The 13,533-nt window shown below is 34.0% G+C and carries 14 protein-coding genes and 2 pseudogenes; 5 read left to right on the plus strand and 11 right to left on the minus strand.

Annotated elements, in window-relative coordinates; translation table 11 throughout:
- The first annotated feature begins 4 nt into the window (after positions 1 to 4).
- Both CDV25_RS07310 and CDV25_RS07315 read left to right on the plus strand, forming a co-directional pair.
- Positions 5 to 781, plus strand: a complete 777-nt coding sequence (locus tag CDV25_RS07310; protein ID WP_108911387.1) for an ABC transporter ATP-binding protein — start codon at positions 5 to 7, stop codon at positions 779 to 781.
- Positions 768 to 1,462, plus strand: a pseudogene (locus CDV25_RS07315) (ABC transporter ATP-binding protein). The gene CDV25_RS07310 and the pseudogene CDV25_RS07315 overlap by 14 nt, the downstream one beginning before the upstream one ends.
- Before the next feature lies 1 nt (position 1,463).
- Here CDV25_RS07315 and CDV25_RS07320 read toward each other — a convergent pair.
- From CDV25_RS07320 to CDV25_RS07360, 9 genes and pseudogenes are all read right to left on the minus strand, one after another.
- The gene (locus CDV25_RS07320) at positions 1,464 to 1,691 is read right to left on the minus strand and encodes a DUF2798 domain-containing protein (RefSeq protein WP_108911388.1); all 228 of its coding nucleotides are present in this window, start codon (positions 1,689 to 1,691) and stop codon (positions 1,464 to 1,466) included.
- A gap of 92 nt (positions 1,692 to 1,783) precedes the next feature.
- Positions 1,784 to 2,350 (minus strand): D-glycero-alpha-D-manno-heptose-1,7-bisphosphate 7-phosphatase, encoded by a 567-nt coding sequence (locus CDV25_RS07325; protein ID WP_108911389.1) that lies wholly within the window; start codon positions 2,348 to 2,350, stop codon positions 1,784 to 1,786.
- Positions 2,351 to 2,896, minus strand: a complete 546-nt coding sequence (locus tag CDV25_RS07330) for a queuosine precursor transporter (RefSeq protein WP_108911390.1) — start codon at positions 2,894 to 2,896, stop codon at positions 2,351 to 2,353.
- Between the two features lie 95 nt (positions 2,897 to 2,991).
- Positions 2,992 to 3,249 (minus strand): 30S ribosomal protein S18, encoded by a 258-nt coding sequence (gene rpsR, locus CDV25_RS07335; protein WP_034553761.1) that lies wholly within the window; start codon positions 3,247 to 3,249, stop codon positions 2,992 to 2,994.
- Between the two features lie 11 nt (positions 3,250 to 3,260).
- Entirely contained in the window at positions 3,261 to 3,746 is a 486-nt protein-coding gene (locus CDV25_RS07340) for a single-stranded DNA-binding protein (RefSeq protein ID WP_108911391.1), read from the minus strand.
- Between the two features lie 18 nt (positions 3,747 to 3,764).
- Complete coding sequence (gene rpsF / locus CDV25_RS07345) at positions 3,765 to 4,196, minus strand: 30S ribosomal protein S6 (RefSeq protein WP_108911392.1); 432 nt, start codon at positions 4,194 to 4,196, stop codon at positions 3,765 to 3,767.
- A 64-nt stretch (positions 4,197 to 4,260) separates the two neighbouring features.
- The gene (locus CDV25_RS07350) at positions 4,261 to 5,262 is read right to left on the minus strand and encodes a hypothetical protein (RefSeq protein WP_108911393.1); all 1,002 of its coding nucleotides are present in this window, start codon (positions 5,260 to 5,262) and stop codon (positions 4,261 to 4,263) included.
- A complete protein-coding gene (locus CDV25_RS07355) occupies positions 5,263 to 7,299 on the minus strand; it encodes an RNB domain-containing ribonuclease (protein WP_239056345.1) in 2,037 nt (678 codons plus the stop codon).
- Positions 7,300 to 7,724: 425 nt separating this feature from the next.
- Positions 7,725 to 8,725, minus strand: a pseudogene (locus tag CDV25_RS07360) (asparaginase).
- 112 nt (positions 8,726 to 8,837) lie between these two features.
- Between CDV25_RS07360 and CDV25_RS07365 the strand changes: the two are divergent.
- Positions 8,838 to 9,386, plus strand: a complete 549-nt coding sequence (locus CDV25_RS07365) for a hypothetical protein (protein WP_108911395.1) — start codon at positions 8,838 to 8,840, stop codon at positions 9,384 to 9,386.
- Positions 9,387 to 9,531: 145 nt separating this feature from the next.
- Here the strand turns inward: CDV25_RS07365 and dnaJ are convergent, their stop codons facing one another.
- Positions 9,532 to 10,632, minus strand: a complete 1,101-nt coding sequence (gene dnaJ, locus CDV25_RS07370) for a molecular chaperone DnaJ (RefSeq protein WP_108911396.1) — start codon at positions 10,630 to 10,632, stop codon at positions 9,532 to 9,534.
- A gap of 101 nt (positions 10,633 to 10,733) precedes the next feature.
- On the opposite strand from dnaJ, the gene recR reads away from it, so the two are divergent.
- Positions 10,734 to 11,306, plus strand: a complete 573-nt coding sequence (gene recR / locus CDV25_RS07375) for a recombination mediator RecR (RefSeq protein ID WP_108911397.1) — start codon at positions 10,734 to 10,736, stop codon at positions 11,304 to 11,306.
- A 27-nt stretch (positions 11,307 to 11,333) separates the two neighbouring features.
- Here the strand turns inward: recR and CDV25_RS07380 are convergent, their stop codons facing one another.
- Positions 11,334 to 12,092: a TSUP family transporter gene (locus CDV25_RS07380; RefSeq protein ID WP_108911398.1), complete on the minus strand. Its 759-nt coding sequence runs from the start codon at positions 12,090 to 12,092 to the stop codon at positions 11,334 to 11,336.
- A 340-nt stretch (positions 12,093 to 12,432) separates the two neighbouring features.
- Between CDV25_RS07380 and CDV25_RS07385 the strand changes: the two genes are divergently transcribed.
- On the plus strand, positions 12,433 to 13,533 hold the full coding sequence (locus CDV25_RS07385) for an NAD(P)-dependent alcohol dehydrogenase (protein WP_108911399.1): 1,101 nt from the start codon (positions 12,433 to 12,435) through the stop codon (positions 13,531 to 13,533).

Below are 13,533 nucleotides of genomic sequence, written 5' to 3' on the forward strand. Positions count from 1 at the left end.
GATAATGGAAAGTCTATTAAAACTTGAAAATGTTAGTATTGCCTTTGGTGGATTAAAAGCTATTGATGATGTGAGTTGTTGTATCAAGAAAAATCAAGTTTTTGGGCTTATTGGTCCAAATGGTGCGGGTAAAACGACAATGTTTAATATCATTACTGCAAATTATAAACCCACTTGTGGGAAGATAAGTTTTTTAGGTAAAGACATTTCTAAGTATAAGCCTAATAGCATTGTTAATCTAGGGATTGCTAGAACTTTTCAAAATATTCGGCTTTTTGCCTCTATGAGTGTTTTAGAAAATGTGTTAATTGGACTGCATAATTCAGCACATTATAGCTTTTTTGAAGCAGCCTTTCGTTTTGGGAGATTTTTTAAAGAAGAGCGGAAGATTAAAAAAGAGGCCATAGAGTTTTTAGAATATTTGGGGCTTGGTGATAAGATTTATCAAAATGCTAATGCCCTAAGTTATGGAAATAGTAGAAAGGTTGAAATTGCAAGGGCTTTAGCGACAAAGCCCAAGCTACTTTTGCTTGATGAACCAGCAGCGGGGATGAATCCTAAAGAAACAGAGGAATTAGGTGAGCTGATTATCAAAATGCAAAAAGATTTTGGATTAAGTATTTTATTAATTGAACACGATATGCCCTTTGTGAATAAACTTTGCTCGGAAGTTTTGGTGCTTGATTATGGTAAGAAATTATTTAGTGGAAAACCTCAAGATGCGATTAATCATCCTGAAGTTATTGCGGCTTATTTAGGGGATTATTATGCTAAGGGTTAAGAATTTAGAGGTTTATTATGGTTTAATCGCTGCTTTAAAAGGGATTAGCTTCCATATAGAAGAGTATGAAATTATCGCACTAGTGGGTAGTAATGGTGCGGGTAAGTCTTCAACGCTTAATGGCATTATACATAGTGTGAAAACTAAGGGGAAGTGCAGTTTTTTGGTGCGGATATTACAAGAATTCCTACCCATAAGATTGTTCAAAGAGGTATTGCCTTAGTTCCTGAAGGGCGGAGAGTTTTTATGAATTTGAGTGTGGATGAGAATTTAAGAATGGGGGCTTATTGTAATGATGAAAATTTCGTTGTTATGAAAGAGAAAATGTATGGGCTTTTCCCACGATTAAAAGAACGTTATAAGCAAATGGCGGGGACTATGAGCGGGGGAGAGCAACAGATGTTAGCTATCGCAAGGGCTTTGATGGGTGAGCCGAAGCTTTTAATGCTTGATGAGCCAAGTTTGGGGTTAGCCCCTAAGATTGTGGGGGAGCTTTTTGAAATATTGCTTCAATTAAGGGATGATGGAATCACTATTTTGCTTGTGGAGCAAAATGCCTTTGCGGCTTTAAAAGTAGCTAATAGGGCTTATGTTTTAGAAAGTGGAAAGATTACTTTAGAGGATAATGCGGAGAATATACTTAATAATCCAGAGATTAAAAGGCATTATTTAGGGGGTTAAATTATTTTTTTATTAAATATTCTGTTATTTTAGCGATATAAGGGACAATTAAAAAGGCAATAAGGAATGCTATAATCCAAGCTTTGGGAAAGGCATCTAATAACCATTGCTTTAAAGAATTTTCATTCAATCCAAGGTTTAAAAAGGTTATTATTCCAGACATTATAAAACTCATACATAAAGACATTAAACTTGCAAAAATAAGGCGATAGAACTTAGCAGGGAACATAATAAGCCTTTTTGAGATATTAAAGACAATATTATTTTCTATCAAAGTAACTTATATTTTATTGAATCTTAGTGGGCGGATTGGCTTTGGGTTTATGTCTCCTCAAATAAACTTAATGCTTCTTTTAGGGAATGAATATGATGCGTTGCATTAGGGGAATAATCCTCTCCTATGTGGATTCTATACTCTATCCCTACATTTAATCCCGCAATCATATCGGTATCTTTATCCCCAATGATATAAGTTTGATAATCTTTTAAAGAGAGGTTAAAATCTCTAAGCGCTTGTAAGAGCATTCCGCTTTTTGGCTTTCTGCATTCGCACATTTCATCAGGTGTATGGGGGCAGAAATAGATTCTATCAAAGGCTATGTTTTGAGGCATAAATCCCTTTTTGCGTAATGGCATCATTAGGCAAGAAGTAATGCAGTTTTGCATATAGGTGCTTAGATGGCAAAAATCTTCTTGCGTGAAAATTTTGCGGTTAATTCCAGATTGGTTGGTTATTAGAAAGCATAAGCTATTTTGTTCTTTAAGTTTTAAAAAAAGCTCCATAAAGTAGGGAGCGAAATAAAATTCTTCGATTTTATAGCCATAAGGGGAATCTTCTAAATTTACAACCCCATCCCTATCAAAGAAAACGATTTTTCGTTTTTGCATTTAACGCACAATCCCTAAAAACTTCTGCATTCGTATCCCAAAAAGATAAAAGAGGGGAGTATTAGAGAAAGCAAAAAAGAATTTTATTGCATAATCTCCGATTATTAGCATTAAAACATTACTCCAAGGCATAACAAATAAAAAGGCGATATGAAAAAAAATCATCGTATCAATAAGTTGGGAAAAGGCGGTGCTTCCAGCACTTCTAAGCCACCATATTTTAGGGAGTTTGGATTTTATCCAATAAAAAATATAAACATCCATTTGTTGGGAGAAGAAAAAGGCAATCACACTAGCAATGGCAATCCTAAATTCTGCCAGGAATAAAGAGGGGATGAAAGCAAGTAATATTCCAATTCGCACTATTTTTAAGACTTTTGTTTTGTTATAACGTTCTGCTAATATATCTGATAATAAAAAAGTGAAAGGGTAGGTAATAGCACCATAGGTGAGAAAATCATTAATCGGGAATTGCACAAGGTAGTTAGAGGCAATGATTAAAAAGGTAAAGACAAGAGTAGAAATACTCATTACTGCTAAAGACATAAAATCCCCCATAAAAGTTCAAAATTATGATAATGCTTTATAAGACTTTATTCAAAGTCTTATAAAGCATTATCCCTTAAAGGGATAATCACTAGTTAGATTTTAAAAGGGTTTTCTACAACCTTCTTTCTATCTACAATATAAGGTATGAGTGCCATTTGTCTTGCACGTTTAATGGCGACTTCTACACGTTCTTGCCATTTTTTTGAGTTCCCTGTCAAGCGGCGAGGCATAATTTTATAACGTTCGGATAAAGAATGTTTTAACATATCAATATCTTTATAGTCAATAAAATCAATTTTTGCCTCTGTATATCTGCAATATCTTTTAGAATATCTTTTCTTTTCTGCCATATTGTATCCTTTTAAAATGGTATTTCCTCATCATTAATATCTATGACGGGTATTTCTTGTTCTTTTGTTGTATTTTGAGGTTTTTGTTGTGCGTAATTAGGGCTATTTGGTGCTGTATATTCTGATGAGTAGTTATCTTCTTGGTTGTTTCCATAGGTCTCATTAGAATTTTGGGGTCTTCCTAGCATTTGCATACTTTCTGCTGTAATGCTATGCCGACTTTTCTTTTGCCCATTACTATCCATCCAGCTCTCTAGCACCAAGCGACCCTCTATAAGCACTTGAGAGCCTCTTTTTAAATATTGATTTGCCACTTCAGCGGTTCTACCAAAGAGATTTACATCAATAAAACAAGTTTCCTCGCCTTGTGTGCCATCTTGTTTTTTGTAACGGCGATTTGTCGCTAATCCTAATTTAGCTAATGCCGAACCATTTGGTAAATATCTTAACTCAATATCACGGGTTAAATTTCCTACTAAAATGACTTTATTAAACATAATAATCCTTATAGCTCTTTAAACTTCTATTGTAGGGGATTGTTCTTTGTCATCCTCAATTTTTTCTTCTCTAGGTTCTTTATCTTTGCTTTCTTTTAAGGCGGTAGGTTTTTTGTTGTGAATAGCTCTATCAACAAGAACTTCCCACGCTTTTTGTTCTTTTTTGCTATCATATTTGATAACAATAAAGCGTAAAATATCTTCATTAATACGATAAAGACGTTCTAACTCTAAAACTAATTTGGGTTCAGCTTTAAAGTAAATCACGAAGTAATAGCCACGTTTATTTTTTTTAATCTCATAAGCAAGATTTCGCATACCCATATCTAAAGTTGCACTAATCTCACCACCATTATTTATAATCGCTGTTTTGTAAAAATCAATTTTTGTTGTGATTTCTTCTTGTGTTAAAGTGGGTTTTACCACAAACATAGTCTCATAAAAACGCATAAAACTCCTTTTGGATTCTGCCCCTTTGTAAATACAAGGAGCAAGGAATAAATAAGCCTCTATTCTATTTTAAAATTGCTTCAATTTTCATTAAAACCTTTAAAAATCCATTGCCTTTAGTTATGCCCTTAATGGATTCTTCACGCCATTTATTGAGATGATAAAATATGTTTTGGTATTGGGATTGATTAAGGCGGATAGCGAGATTCTTTTTCTTTTCTAAAAGGGCTTGGGGGAGTTTATAGCCTAAGACTTCTTCAGAGCTTAGATTCCCATAGAGCTTAATATGGGTAGCAAATAAAAAAAGGGTAAAAAAATATCTTTGGATCTCACTAATGAGTGAAACTTCTTCAAAACCTTGCTCTAAAAATTGCTCTAAATGGTGATAATAGGGTTTTTTTGTAAGTAATAATTCTAAAATTTCTTCATATGTAATACTTCCTAATCCATAACCTAAGGAATTCACAATTTGTGTATTAATCTCTTCATCAAAAATGCTATATTTTTTTAATTCTGCAAGGGTTAAACCTAAATTAAAATTTTGTTGCTCTAAAATCTTTTTTAAAAGAAAATCTGAAATTCTAAGTTCAAATTTTGTAGCATATTCCCGCAAAATATTGAGGCTTTCTTTTAAATTTGGTTTGAAAAAACGCACTTCAAAAAAATCCTGCCCTTTGAAGCTTTGAATCATTGCCTTGCAGTCTTGTGCATATTGTGCGGAGGTTTTGTTGTCTGCTTGATAAAATTCTAAGATTAAATGCCCACTTTGGGTTTTTTGTAGGGTTGCTAAAAGGGAGTCTAGCTGTTTTTTGGGGATTTTTTTATCTATTTTAATCCATACAAGTGAGGAATCTCCAAAAAGAGAGCCTTGAGAGAGACAAGAGAGGGCAGATTCATAGTCAAAATCATTAAAATAAAAACTATTTTTTTCACAACCTTGTTCTAAAAGCTTTTGTGTGATTTTCTCTCCATAATATTCTATAAGAAAAGAATCTTCACCATAAAGTAAAATAGCTCTTATAAGCGTGTTTTTAGCAAGTTTTACTTCAAGTTCTTTTTGATACATTTACTTTCTTTTGCGTGTTTTGATATTTTTTATGAATTGTTTGGCTTTTTGTTTTGCCTTCAATTTACTAGGTTTCTTTTGTGTTTTTTGGGAAAAATAATTGAGCAATTGTTTATTATCTTCATTGAGATATTCTATGATTTTTCCATAAATTTTTGTAGTGGCTAGATTAACCTCTAAGATTTGAATCCTTACTCTTTGATATTTTGTTCCGCAACTCTTTAGTGAGATTACTCTAGCACCTATTAGCGGATAGCTACTTAGGGTTACAATGGGGTTTTGGTTGTTTTGGCTATGGATAATTCCCTCATAGCTTTGCCCTATATGTTTAAAGAGATAGCGTGCAAATTTTCTATCTTGAAAATCTTGTTCTATTTTAGTTACCTCCCTTTCTTTTTGGCTTAAATCTTCACAAAGAATGGGCAGGGATTCCTTGGAATGGGGCATTTGTGTGAGTGTGATTTTTTCTTTTAAGATTCTATGGAGGAGCAAATCACTATAGCGGCGGATTGGTGAAGTAAAATGGCTATAAGCATCAAAACCAAGCCCAAAATGTCCTATATTATGGCTTGCATAGCTAGCTTGCTCCATAGATTTTATGATAAGTTTATCAACTTCTATGGCTAATTTTGCCCTTTTGGAGAGTTTTTGCACTTCTAAGATGGCTTTGTGAAAGGATTCCATAGTTTTTGGTGCCGCATTATGTTTCCAAAGCCCAAGCATTTTTAATTCTAAAAATAAAGCCTTAATGTTTTGGGGTTTTGGTTTTGGATGGATTCGGTAGATTCCAAGTGTAGAATCTTTATTAGAGGCTTTTTGTTGAAGCATTTTTGCACTTTGAATATTGGCTAGGAGCATACATTCTTCAACGAGTTGGTGAGAGAGTGTTTGAAATTTTAAAGATGCAGATTTTAATTCGGTATTTTTGTCTAATTCTAATTCTAAAGAATCTCCTAAAAAGTCAAAACCAATTTGCAAACGTTTTTTGCGTAAAGTTTGTGCTAGAGCATTAAGCTCTAATAGCATAGGTTTTAAGGGGGGTTTTATAACAGAGCTTTGCTTAGTTTGTAAAAACTCATCGACTTCCTCATAGTTTAGTTTTTGTTTAACCTTAATGAGTGCGTGTAAAAGTTCTGTATGCAAAATGGCTTTAGTGCGTTTATGTAATCTTATCTTAAAAGTCATAGCTAAACGGACTTTGCTCTCTTGTAAAGAGCAAAGATTTTCACTTAAGGCAGGGGGGAGCATAGGGATGGATTTATGAGGAAAATAAATGCTAAAAGAGCGGTTTTTAGCTTCTATATCTAAGGGGGAATTAGGGGTAACATAATGGCTAACATCAGCAATAGCTATATAAAGCAAAGAAGAGGTGGAATCATAAAAAATCGCATCATCGTGGTCTTTTGCGTTTTTGGGGTCTATTGTGCAAAAGGGTAGGTGTGTAAGATTGATCCTTTCTTTAAAGTCTTTGATTTTTACTTCTTTGGTATTTTGTGCCTGTATCTCTGCTTGGAGGGAGAAAGATTCTTGCCTTTGGTAAAGGTTTAAAGAGAGTATTTCATCAATATTGGGGTCATCTAAAGTCCCTAAAATTTCTAAAATTTCTCCATTTTTGGGATTGAGCTTTAAAAGTGTGCCTTTTGGAAGTGTTTTGAGGGATTTTTGGGAAGCTTTGATTTTATAGGGTATTTCATTGGGGATTGAGATGGCTATGCAATCAAGCTGGTATTTTTCTAAATAAGCAATAACATTTTGTTCTTTGCTCTCTAAAATAGTTAAGACCTTTGCTTTAGTCTTTTTATGGGATTTTTTTGTAAGGATTTGTGCTAGTGCTATATCCCCCTTGTTAGCGTTTTTTAAAAGCTTTTTTTCGATGATCCAATCGGGTTGGTTATGGATTTTGGGTAAGGGGGTGATGAAGCCATATCCTTCTTTGGTGAGCTCTATTTTTCCGATACAATAGGATTTTTTTAGGATATATCGTTGCTTTTTGGTTGTAAGGACATCAAATTGTTTGAGAGTTTCTAAAATATCCATAAAGGGAGGGGGAGTTTGGAATCTGTAAAAATCCCTTCTTTTAAAAGATAAATAAATTCAGTCATTAAAATCCCAATCCGATATATTATTAGAATTAAGCCCTAATTGTAGGAAAATTTCATTAAAACTTGATTAAATGGGGATTAGGGTTTTTAGTGGAATCTTGTTAAATAAGTTTGTGTTAAGGGTGCTAACTATGCCTTAACTTAAACCTTAATTAATTCTTTTTCCTAATACTCATAAAAACAATTACCTTAGTAAAAGCTAAGACTTTAAAACCGCACCAACAAGAATAAGAGACCTAGATTTGATAAACAAATCTTTCCTAATTGTCTATTTGGTTTTAAAGCCTTAGCCTTTATAGGAATCCTTAGTTTATAAATAAATTTCTCAACTACTAAGATAATTTTTGGAGAGTATCTCTATTAATATTTTTTAAAATATTCTCTAATAGTCTTAATCGCTTTAGTTTTGCTTAAAGCAAGCATTAAAAGTACCCTTGCTTTTTGGGGGTTTAGATTATTGGCACTTATAAATCCCTCTTTTAGCTCTTTTTGTGTTAATGGCACTAATCCAGCTCCAACTCGGGAACTTTTAATGACTATTATTGCTTGTTTTTTCAAAAGCCCCCTTAAGTAGTCCTTTGGGGTTTTATGGATACTTCCCGCACCGCTTCCTGCGATGATTAAACCTTCAGAACCTGCTTTTACAAAGGCTTCTATGGCGACTTTGGAGCCATCATTGCAATATGAATAGACAATATCAACTTTTGGTAATATGTCTAAATCTTGGATATTAAAGGGGGTATCTTGGGTATGGGGTTTTAGTGGTGTAGTGTGAAAAAATATCTCCCCATCTATGATATACCCCATTGCTCCAGAATTGGGTGCATTAAAGGCTTCAAGGTCTAGCGTATGGGTTTTGCTTACTTCTCTTGCACTATAGATTTTATCATTCATAACTACCATTACACCTTTATGCCAGGATTCTTTATGTCCTGCTAGAGAAATTGCATTATAAAGATTTTTAATCGCATCACTCCCTATGGCACTAAAGGGTCTCATCGCTGCTGTGAATACAACGGGTTTGTGGCTTTTAAGTACTAAATGCAAGAAATAAGCACTTTCTTCTAAGGTATCGCTTCCGTGAGTAATAACGATGCCATCAATGTTAGAATCCTTTAAAAGATTATTGGTTTTATGGGCTAGATTCAACCATATTGCATTACTCATATCCGCACTATCAATATTGGCTATTTCTTCTAAAGTAATATTAGCAATGCTTTGAAAGCTTGGGGTAGATTGCAATAAGCGTTGAATACTTATTTTGCCTATTACATAATCTTTGGTAGAGAGCATATCTATTGCCTCACCTGTAATAGTCCCCCTGTGCTTAAGATTACAATATTGGGCTTTAAATCCATTATTTTCCTTATTTTAGCTCTTAATATTGAAATTAAAGATTTTATATTTTAACAAAAATTGGGGATTTTAGTGTTATGATTTGTCTTTTAATCTTAAGCTTAAAAGGGATTTATAATGGTCAAGCAGTTTCGTAATATACATATTTATCTTAGTTTATTTTTCTTGCCTGTAGCTTTGATGTATGCACTAACTGGGGCATTATATATTTTTGGTGTTGATGAAGATAGTGGAGCGTCAAAACATACTTATACACTCAAGGCTACTATTTCACAAGGAGGAGAGATTGAAGCGATGTTAGAATATCTTAAGGCAAATGATATTGCCCTTCCAAGAGGGAGTGAGCCAAAATTAGATAAAAAAGGGTATTTGCGTATAGGCAGTGTTCATTATTTTGCGGGTATTAAAAAGTTGGGAGAAGGGACTTATGATATTATGGTATTTAAACGCTCTTTTATTGGTGATATTATTCTTCTTCATAAGGCAAAGGGGGAGTGGTATTTTAATATTTTAGCGGTTGGTTTTGGGTTTGCCATAGCCATCCTTTATCTCTCTGGGCTTATCATAACGCTTTTTAATTCTAAGAAAAATCGTTTTATTCAATATGTAACCCTTATTGTAGGGTTTATTGTGAGCTTTGTTTTAGGGACTTTTAGTGTGCTTTAGGGGTATAAATCTTTGCTTTTATTGAAGTATTGTTATTTTGCGTTTAATCTTTAGTGTTTTGTGGGTTTGCCTATTGCTAGAGATTTTTAAAAGGCTTATTTTGCATAGAGGCTTTATTAGGAATGCAGTATGCAAAATTTCTTAGTTATTTAAACCAGCTCTTAACTTTTTCTACTAATCCTTCTAAGCAGTTAATGGGGGTGGATTCTTTATAGCCAAATGATTGGTGTAAGGATTGGAGCATTTCTTTTTGTTTTTCATCAATCTTTGTAGGGTAGGTGATATTAACAACTACTATAAAGTTACCTTTTCTGCCACTATTTACGCTTTTAATGCCTTCTCCGTGAAAAATGAATTGTTGTTTGTCTTTTACCCCTATAGGAATTTTTAACTCTAATTCTTTGGTTAAAGCAGGAATTTTTATCACCCCTCCTAACATTACAAGTGTAAAAAATATCGGAACTTCCAAATAGACATCATTGTGATGGCGGATAAAATGTTCATCTTCTTCTACAGAAATTTCAAGGTATAAATCACCCCTGCTTCCATCTGGTATTATATTTCCGCGTTTTGCCACCCGAATTTGATTGTGGCTATCCACTCCCTCTGGGATATTCACTTCAAACTTTTCACTCTCTTCTTGGTAGCCTCTTCCATTACATTTTTCACATTTTTCAGCAATCATTTCTCCGCTTCCACGACATTTTGAGCAAGTTTGTGCAAAAGTCATAAAGCCTTGTGAGAAAGTCTCCCTACCACTTCCTTTGCAAGCATTACAGGTTGTGGTTTTTCCATTCTTTGCCCCACTTCCTTTACAAGAGCTACAAGCTTTTTTATAGAGGATTTCAATTTCCTTTTTGCAACCAAAAATGGCTTCATTAAAGCTTAATTGAAGTTCCACTCCTAAATCACGAGGATATTTATCTTGTCTTTGTGGGCGGGTATTAAATCCTCCGCCAAAAACAGAGTTAAAAATATCAAAGATACTTCCCTCCATATCAGAAAACCCAAATCCACTACTTTCTAAGCCTTTTTTGCCATAAGTATCATAAATTTGTCGTTTTTCCTTATCACTTAAGATTTGATAGGCTTCATTGATTTTTTTAAACTTCTCTTCAGCTTCTTTATCATTAGGGTTTCTATCAGGATGGTATTTAAGTGCCATTTTGCGATAAGCTTTTTTTACTTCATTTCCATCGGCATTACGGGATATTTCTAATATTTCATAATAATCAAATTCTTCCAAAGAGGACTCCTAAAAATGTAAGTAGCATAAAATTAAATTTGGGATTGTAACGAAAATTAGTTTTATTAGTTATTAAAAGTTTTTAGGCTAAACTCTTTTGTATGAAAGCACTCCCTGAAAACTTTGCAAAGCTTATTGAATCTTTAGAAAAACTCCCTAGTATTGGTAGAAAATCTGCTACGAGACTTGCCTACTTTCTTGCTTTTGAAGATAAATTTAGTGCCTTACAAATAGCACATAATATAGAAGTTTGTGTCCGTGAATTATGTGTTTGTGAGGAATGCTTGGGGATTAGCTCTAAGCCTATTTGTGAGATTTGTGCTACCCCTATAAGGAATAATGGAGAGATTTGCATTGTTGCTAGTCCTAGAGATATTTTTTTACTTGAGGAGAGTGGAGAGTTTAATGGTAAATATTTTGTTATTACTTCTTTAGAAAAACTTGATTTAAAAGCTTTAGAGAACAAGATCCTTAGGGATAAGGTTAAAGAGGTGATTTTTGCCTTAAGTCCGACACTTGGTAATGATAGCTTGATGTTGTATTTAGAGGATAAACTCTCGTATTTGGGGATACAATTTACTAAGATCGCTCAAGGTGTGCCAACAGGTGTAAGCTTAGAAAATATAGATCAGCTTTCTATTGTCCGAGCTTTGCAAGCACGTACCAAGATTTGAAATGTAATGAGATTCTTAAGATTAAGCTTAGCCTAGTTGCTCATAAAATAATTTCAATGCCATTGTAAAAGAAATCACTACAATAAGGGGCTTAATGAGTTTAATGCCATATTTAATGGCTGCCCTTGAACCTAGATTTGCTCCAATAATTTGTCCAATTGCCATAATAAAGCCAATCCCCCAAAGCATATTCCCACCTAGTGCAAAAAAGATTAAAGAAGCAAGATTAGTAGAAAAGTTATAAAGTTTTGCTTGTGCTAAAGATTGGGTAAGTCCAAATCCTGCAAGTGCAACAAGGGCTAAGATTAAAAAAGAGCCTGTCCCTGGTCCAAAAAATCCATCATAAAAGCCAATCCCTGCTAAAGATAGCAAAAAGAAGCCTTTGTGGAATCTCACTGCTCTTTGTTCTTCGGTGATTTTGGGTGAGAATAGAAAATAAAAACCAAAAACCATAATTAAAAAAGGGAGAAATTTTGAGAGAAAATCTGTATTAATAAATTGCACGCTAAGGGTTCCAAAAGCAGAAAAAACAAATACCAAAATAGCATAAGGCAAACATTGTTTTAAACTAAAATAACCTTTTTTGTAAAAATGCCTTGTAGCTGAAAAACTGCCAAAAGAGCTTTGAAGTTTGTTAGTAGCAAGTGCTTCAAGGGGAGAAACTCCAGCAAATAAGAGGGTAGGAAGTGTAATGCTGCCTCCGCCTCCTGCAATAGAATCTATAAAGCCTCCTATGAGTGCTACACTAAACAATAAAAGCAAGATTGAAATTTCCATTTCAAACATTGCAAAGTTCCTTTCGCTAAGATTGTATTTGTGAATTTTGTAATTGTAGCCTAAATTTTATTTGGGTAAATATTAGTTGGTATGAGATTGTGAAAGTAAGCTTTTTAAAGGATATTTAGATTATTAGAGTTTTGAGTTTGTATTTTAAGTAATATTGGGAAGTATGGGGTATGTGAGAGTTCTTTTTTGTTACTATTTGTAATAAAAAAGCTATTTACTTGGAAGTATCAAACTAGTTTTTAGTTTTATGAAAATACAATAGATTTAATCAAGTTATCAATTATTATGTTATATTTTTATAATGTTTAGCTTGATAAATATTATTTCTTAAGGACATACTATGGGAATTAAAGGTTTTGCAATGCTAAAAATTGGTTCAGTGGGAATCATTGAAAAAGAATATTTAGAGGAAGTAACTACCGGTAAAAAACTTATAATGGGACCTTTTGATGCTATTATTCGTCCTATTGCGGTAGCTCCTTGCACATCAGATTTGCATACTTGTTATGAAGGTGGGATAGGTGAGAGAACTAATATGTTTTTAGGGCATGAAGCAGTAGGGGAAGTTATTGAAGTAGGGGAATTTGTTAAGGATTTTAAAGTTGGGGATAAAGTTGTAGTCCCCGCTATTACACCTAATTGGAATGCAGAAAACGCCCAAAGAGGTTTTGCACAGCATAGTGGTGGAGCTTTGTCAGGATGGAAGTTTTCTAATTTTAAAGATGGGGTATTTGCAGAGAAATTCCATGTTAATGATGCAGATGGGAATCTCGCACATTTACCCGAGGGTGTAGATCCTGTGGATGCGGTGATGCTATGTGATATGATTACTACAGGCTTTCATTGTGCAGAAAATGCGGAGATACTTCCAGGTGAAACCGTGGCAGTTATTGGACTTGGACCTGTTGGATTAATGGCGACAGCGGGAGCAAATATGATGGGAGCAAGTGAGATTTATGCGGTAGATTGTGTGGATTTTAGGTATGAAGTAGCAAATAAGCATTATGGAGCTACACATTATATTAACTTCACAAAAGCACCCTTTCAAGAGCAAATCAATGAGCTAACCAAAGGTAGAGGCGTGGATAAAGTTCTCATTGCAGGAGGTGGGCTTGACACTATTGGTGATGCGTGCGAATGTTTAGTTAATGGGGGGATTGTTTCTAATGTGAATTATTTAGGTAGTGGAGAGCATATCACTATCCCTCGTTTAGCGTGGAATGTGGGTATGGGGCATAAGACAATTAAGGGTGGCTTAACTCCGGGTGGAAGATATAGAATGGAAAAGCTTGCGCGACTTTTGCAAACTAAAAAATTAGATGTTAAACCCATTATTACACATCCATTGGAGGGTAAATTTGAAGAGATTCAACAATCCTTAGATATGATGAAAAACAAACCTCAAGGTTTAATAAAGCCTGCGGTAAAAATTAATTGGTAA

The organism is Helicobacter apodemus (assembly GCF_003097575.1).
GTDB lineage: Bacteria > Campylobacterota > Campylobacteria > Campylobacterales > Helicobacteraceae > Helicobacter_D > Helicobacter_D apodemus.

Excerpts from the sequence above, each read along its gene's own strand:
- CDV25_RS07355 (WP_239056345.1), bottom strand. The coding sequence starts at position 7,299 with ATGGATATTTTAGAAACTCTCAAACAATTTGATGTCCTTACAACCAAA.
- recR (WP_108911397.1), top strand. The coding sequence starts at position 10,734 with ATGAAAGCACTCCCTGAAAACTTTGCAAAGCTTATTGAATCTTTAGAA.
- CDV25_RS07330 (WP_108911390.1), bottom strand. The coding sequence starts at position 2,896 with ATGTCTTTAGCAGTAATGAGTATTTCTACTCTTGTCTTTACCTTTTTA.
- rpsR (WP_034553761.1), bottom strand. The coding sequence starts at position 3,249 with ATGGCAGAAAAGAAAAGATATTCTAAAAGATATTGCAGATATACAGAG.
- CDV25_RS07320 (WP_108911388.1), bottom strand. The coding sequence starts at position 1,691 with ATGTTCCCTGCTAAGTTCTATCGCCTTATTTTTGCAAGTTTAATGTCT.
- CDV25_RS07325 (WP_108911389.1), bottom strand. The coding sequence starts at position 2,350 with ATGCAAAAACGAAAAATCGTTTTCTTTGATAGGGATGGGGTTGTAAAT.
- CDV25_RS07380 (WP_108911398.1), bottom strand. The coding sequence starts at position 12,092 with ATGTTTGAAATGGAAATTTCAATCTTGCTTTTATTGTTTAGTGTAGCA.
- CDV25_RS07350 (WP_108911393.1), bottom strand. The coding sequence starts at position 5,262 with ATGTATCAAAAAGAACTTGAAGTAAAACTTGCTAAAAACACGCTTATA.
- CDV25_RS07310 (WP_108911387.1), top strand. The coding sequence starts at position 5 with ATGGAAAGTCTATTAAAACTTGAAAATGTTAGTATTGCCTTTGGTGGA.
- rpsF (WP_108911392.1), bottom strand. The coding sequence starts at position 4,196 with ATGCGTTTTTATGAGACTATGTTTGTGGTAAAACCCACTTTAACACAA.
- CDV25_RS07340 (WP_108911391.1), bottom strand. The coding sequence starts at position 3,746 with ATGTTTAATAAAGTCATTTTAGTAGGAAATTTAACCCGTGATATTGAG.
- CDV25_RS07365 (WP_108911395.1), top strand. The coding sequence starts at position 8,838 with ATGGTCAAGCAGTTTCGTAATATACATATTTATCTTAGTTTATTTTTC.
- CDV25_RS07385 (WP_108911399.1), top strand. The coding sequence starts at position 12,433 with ATGGGAATTAAAGGTTTTGCAATGCTAAAAATTGGTTCAGTGGGAATC.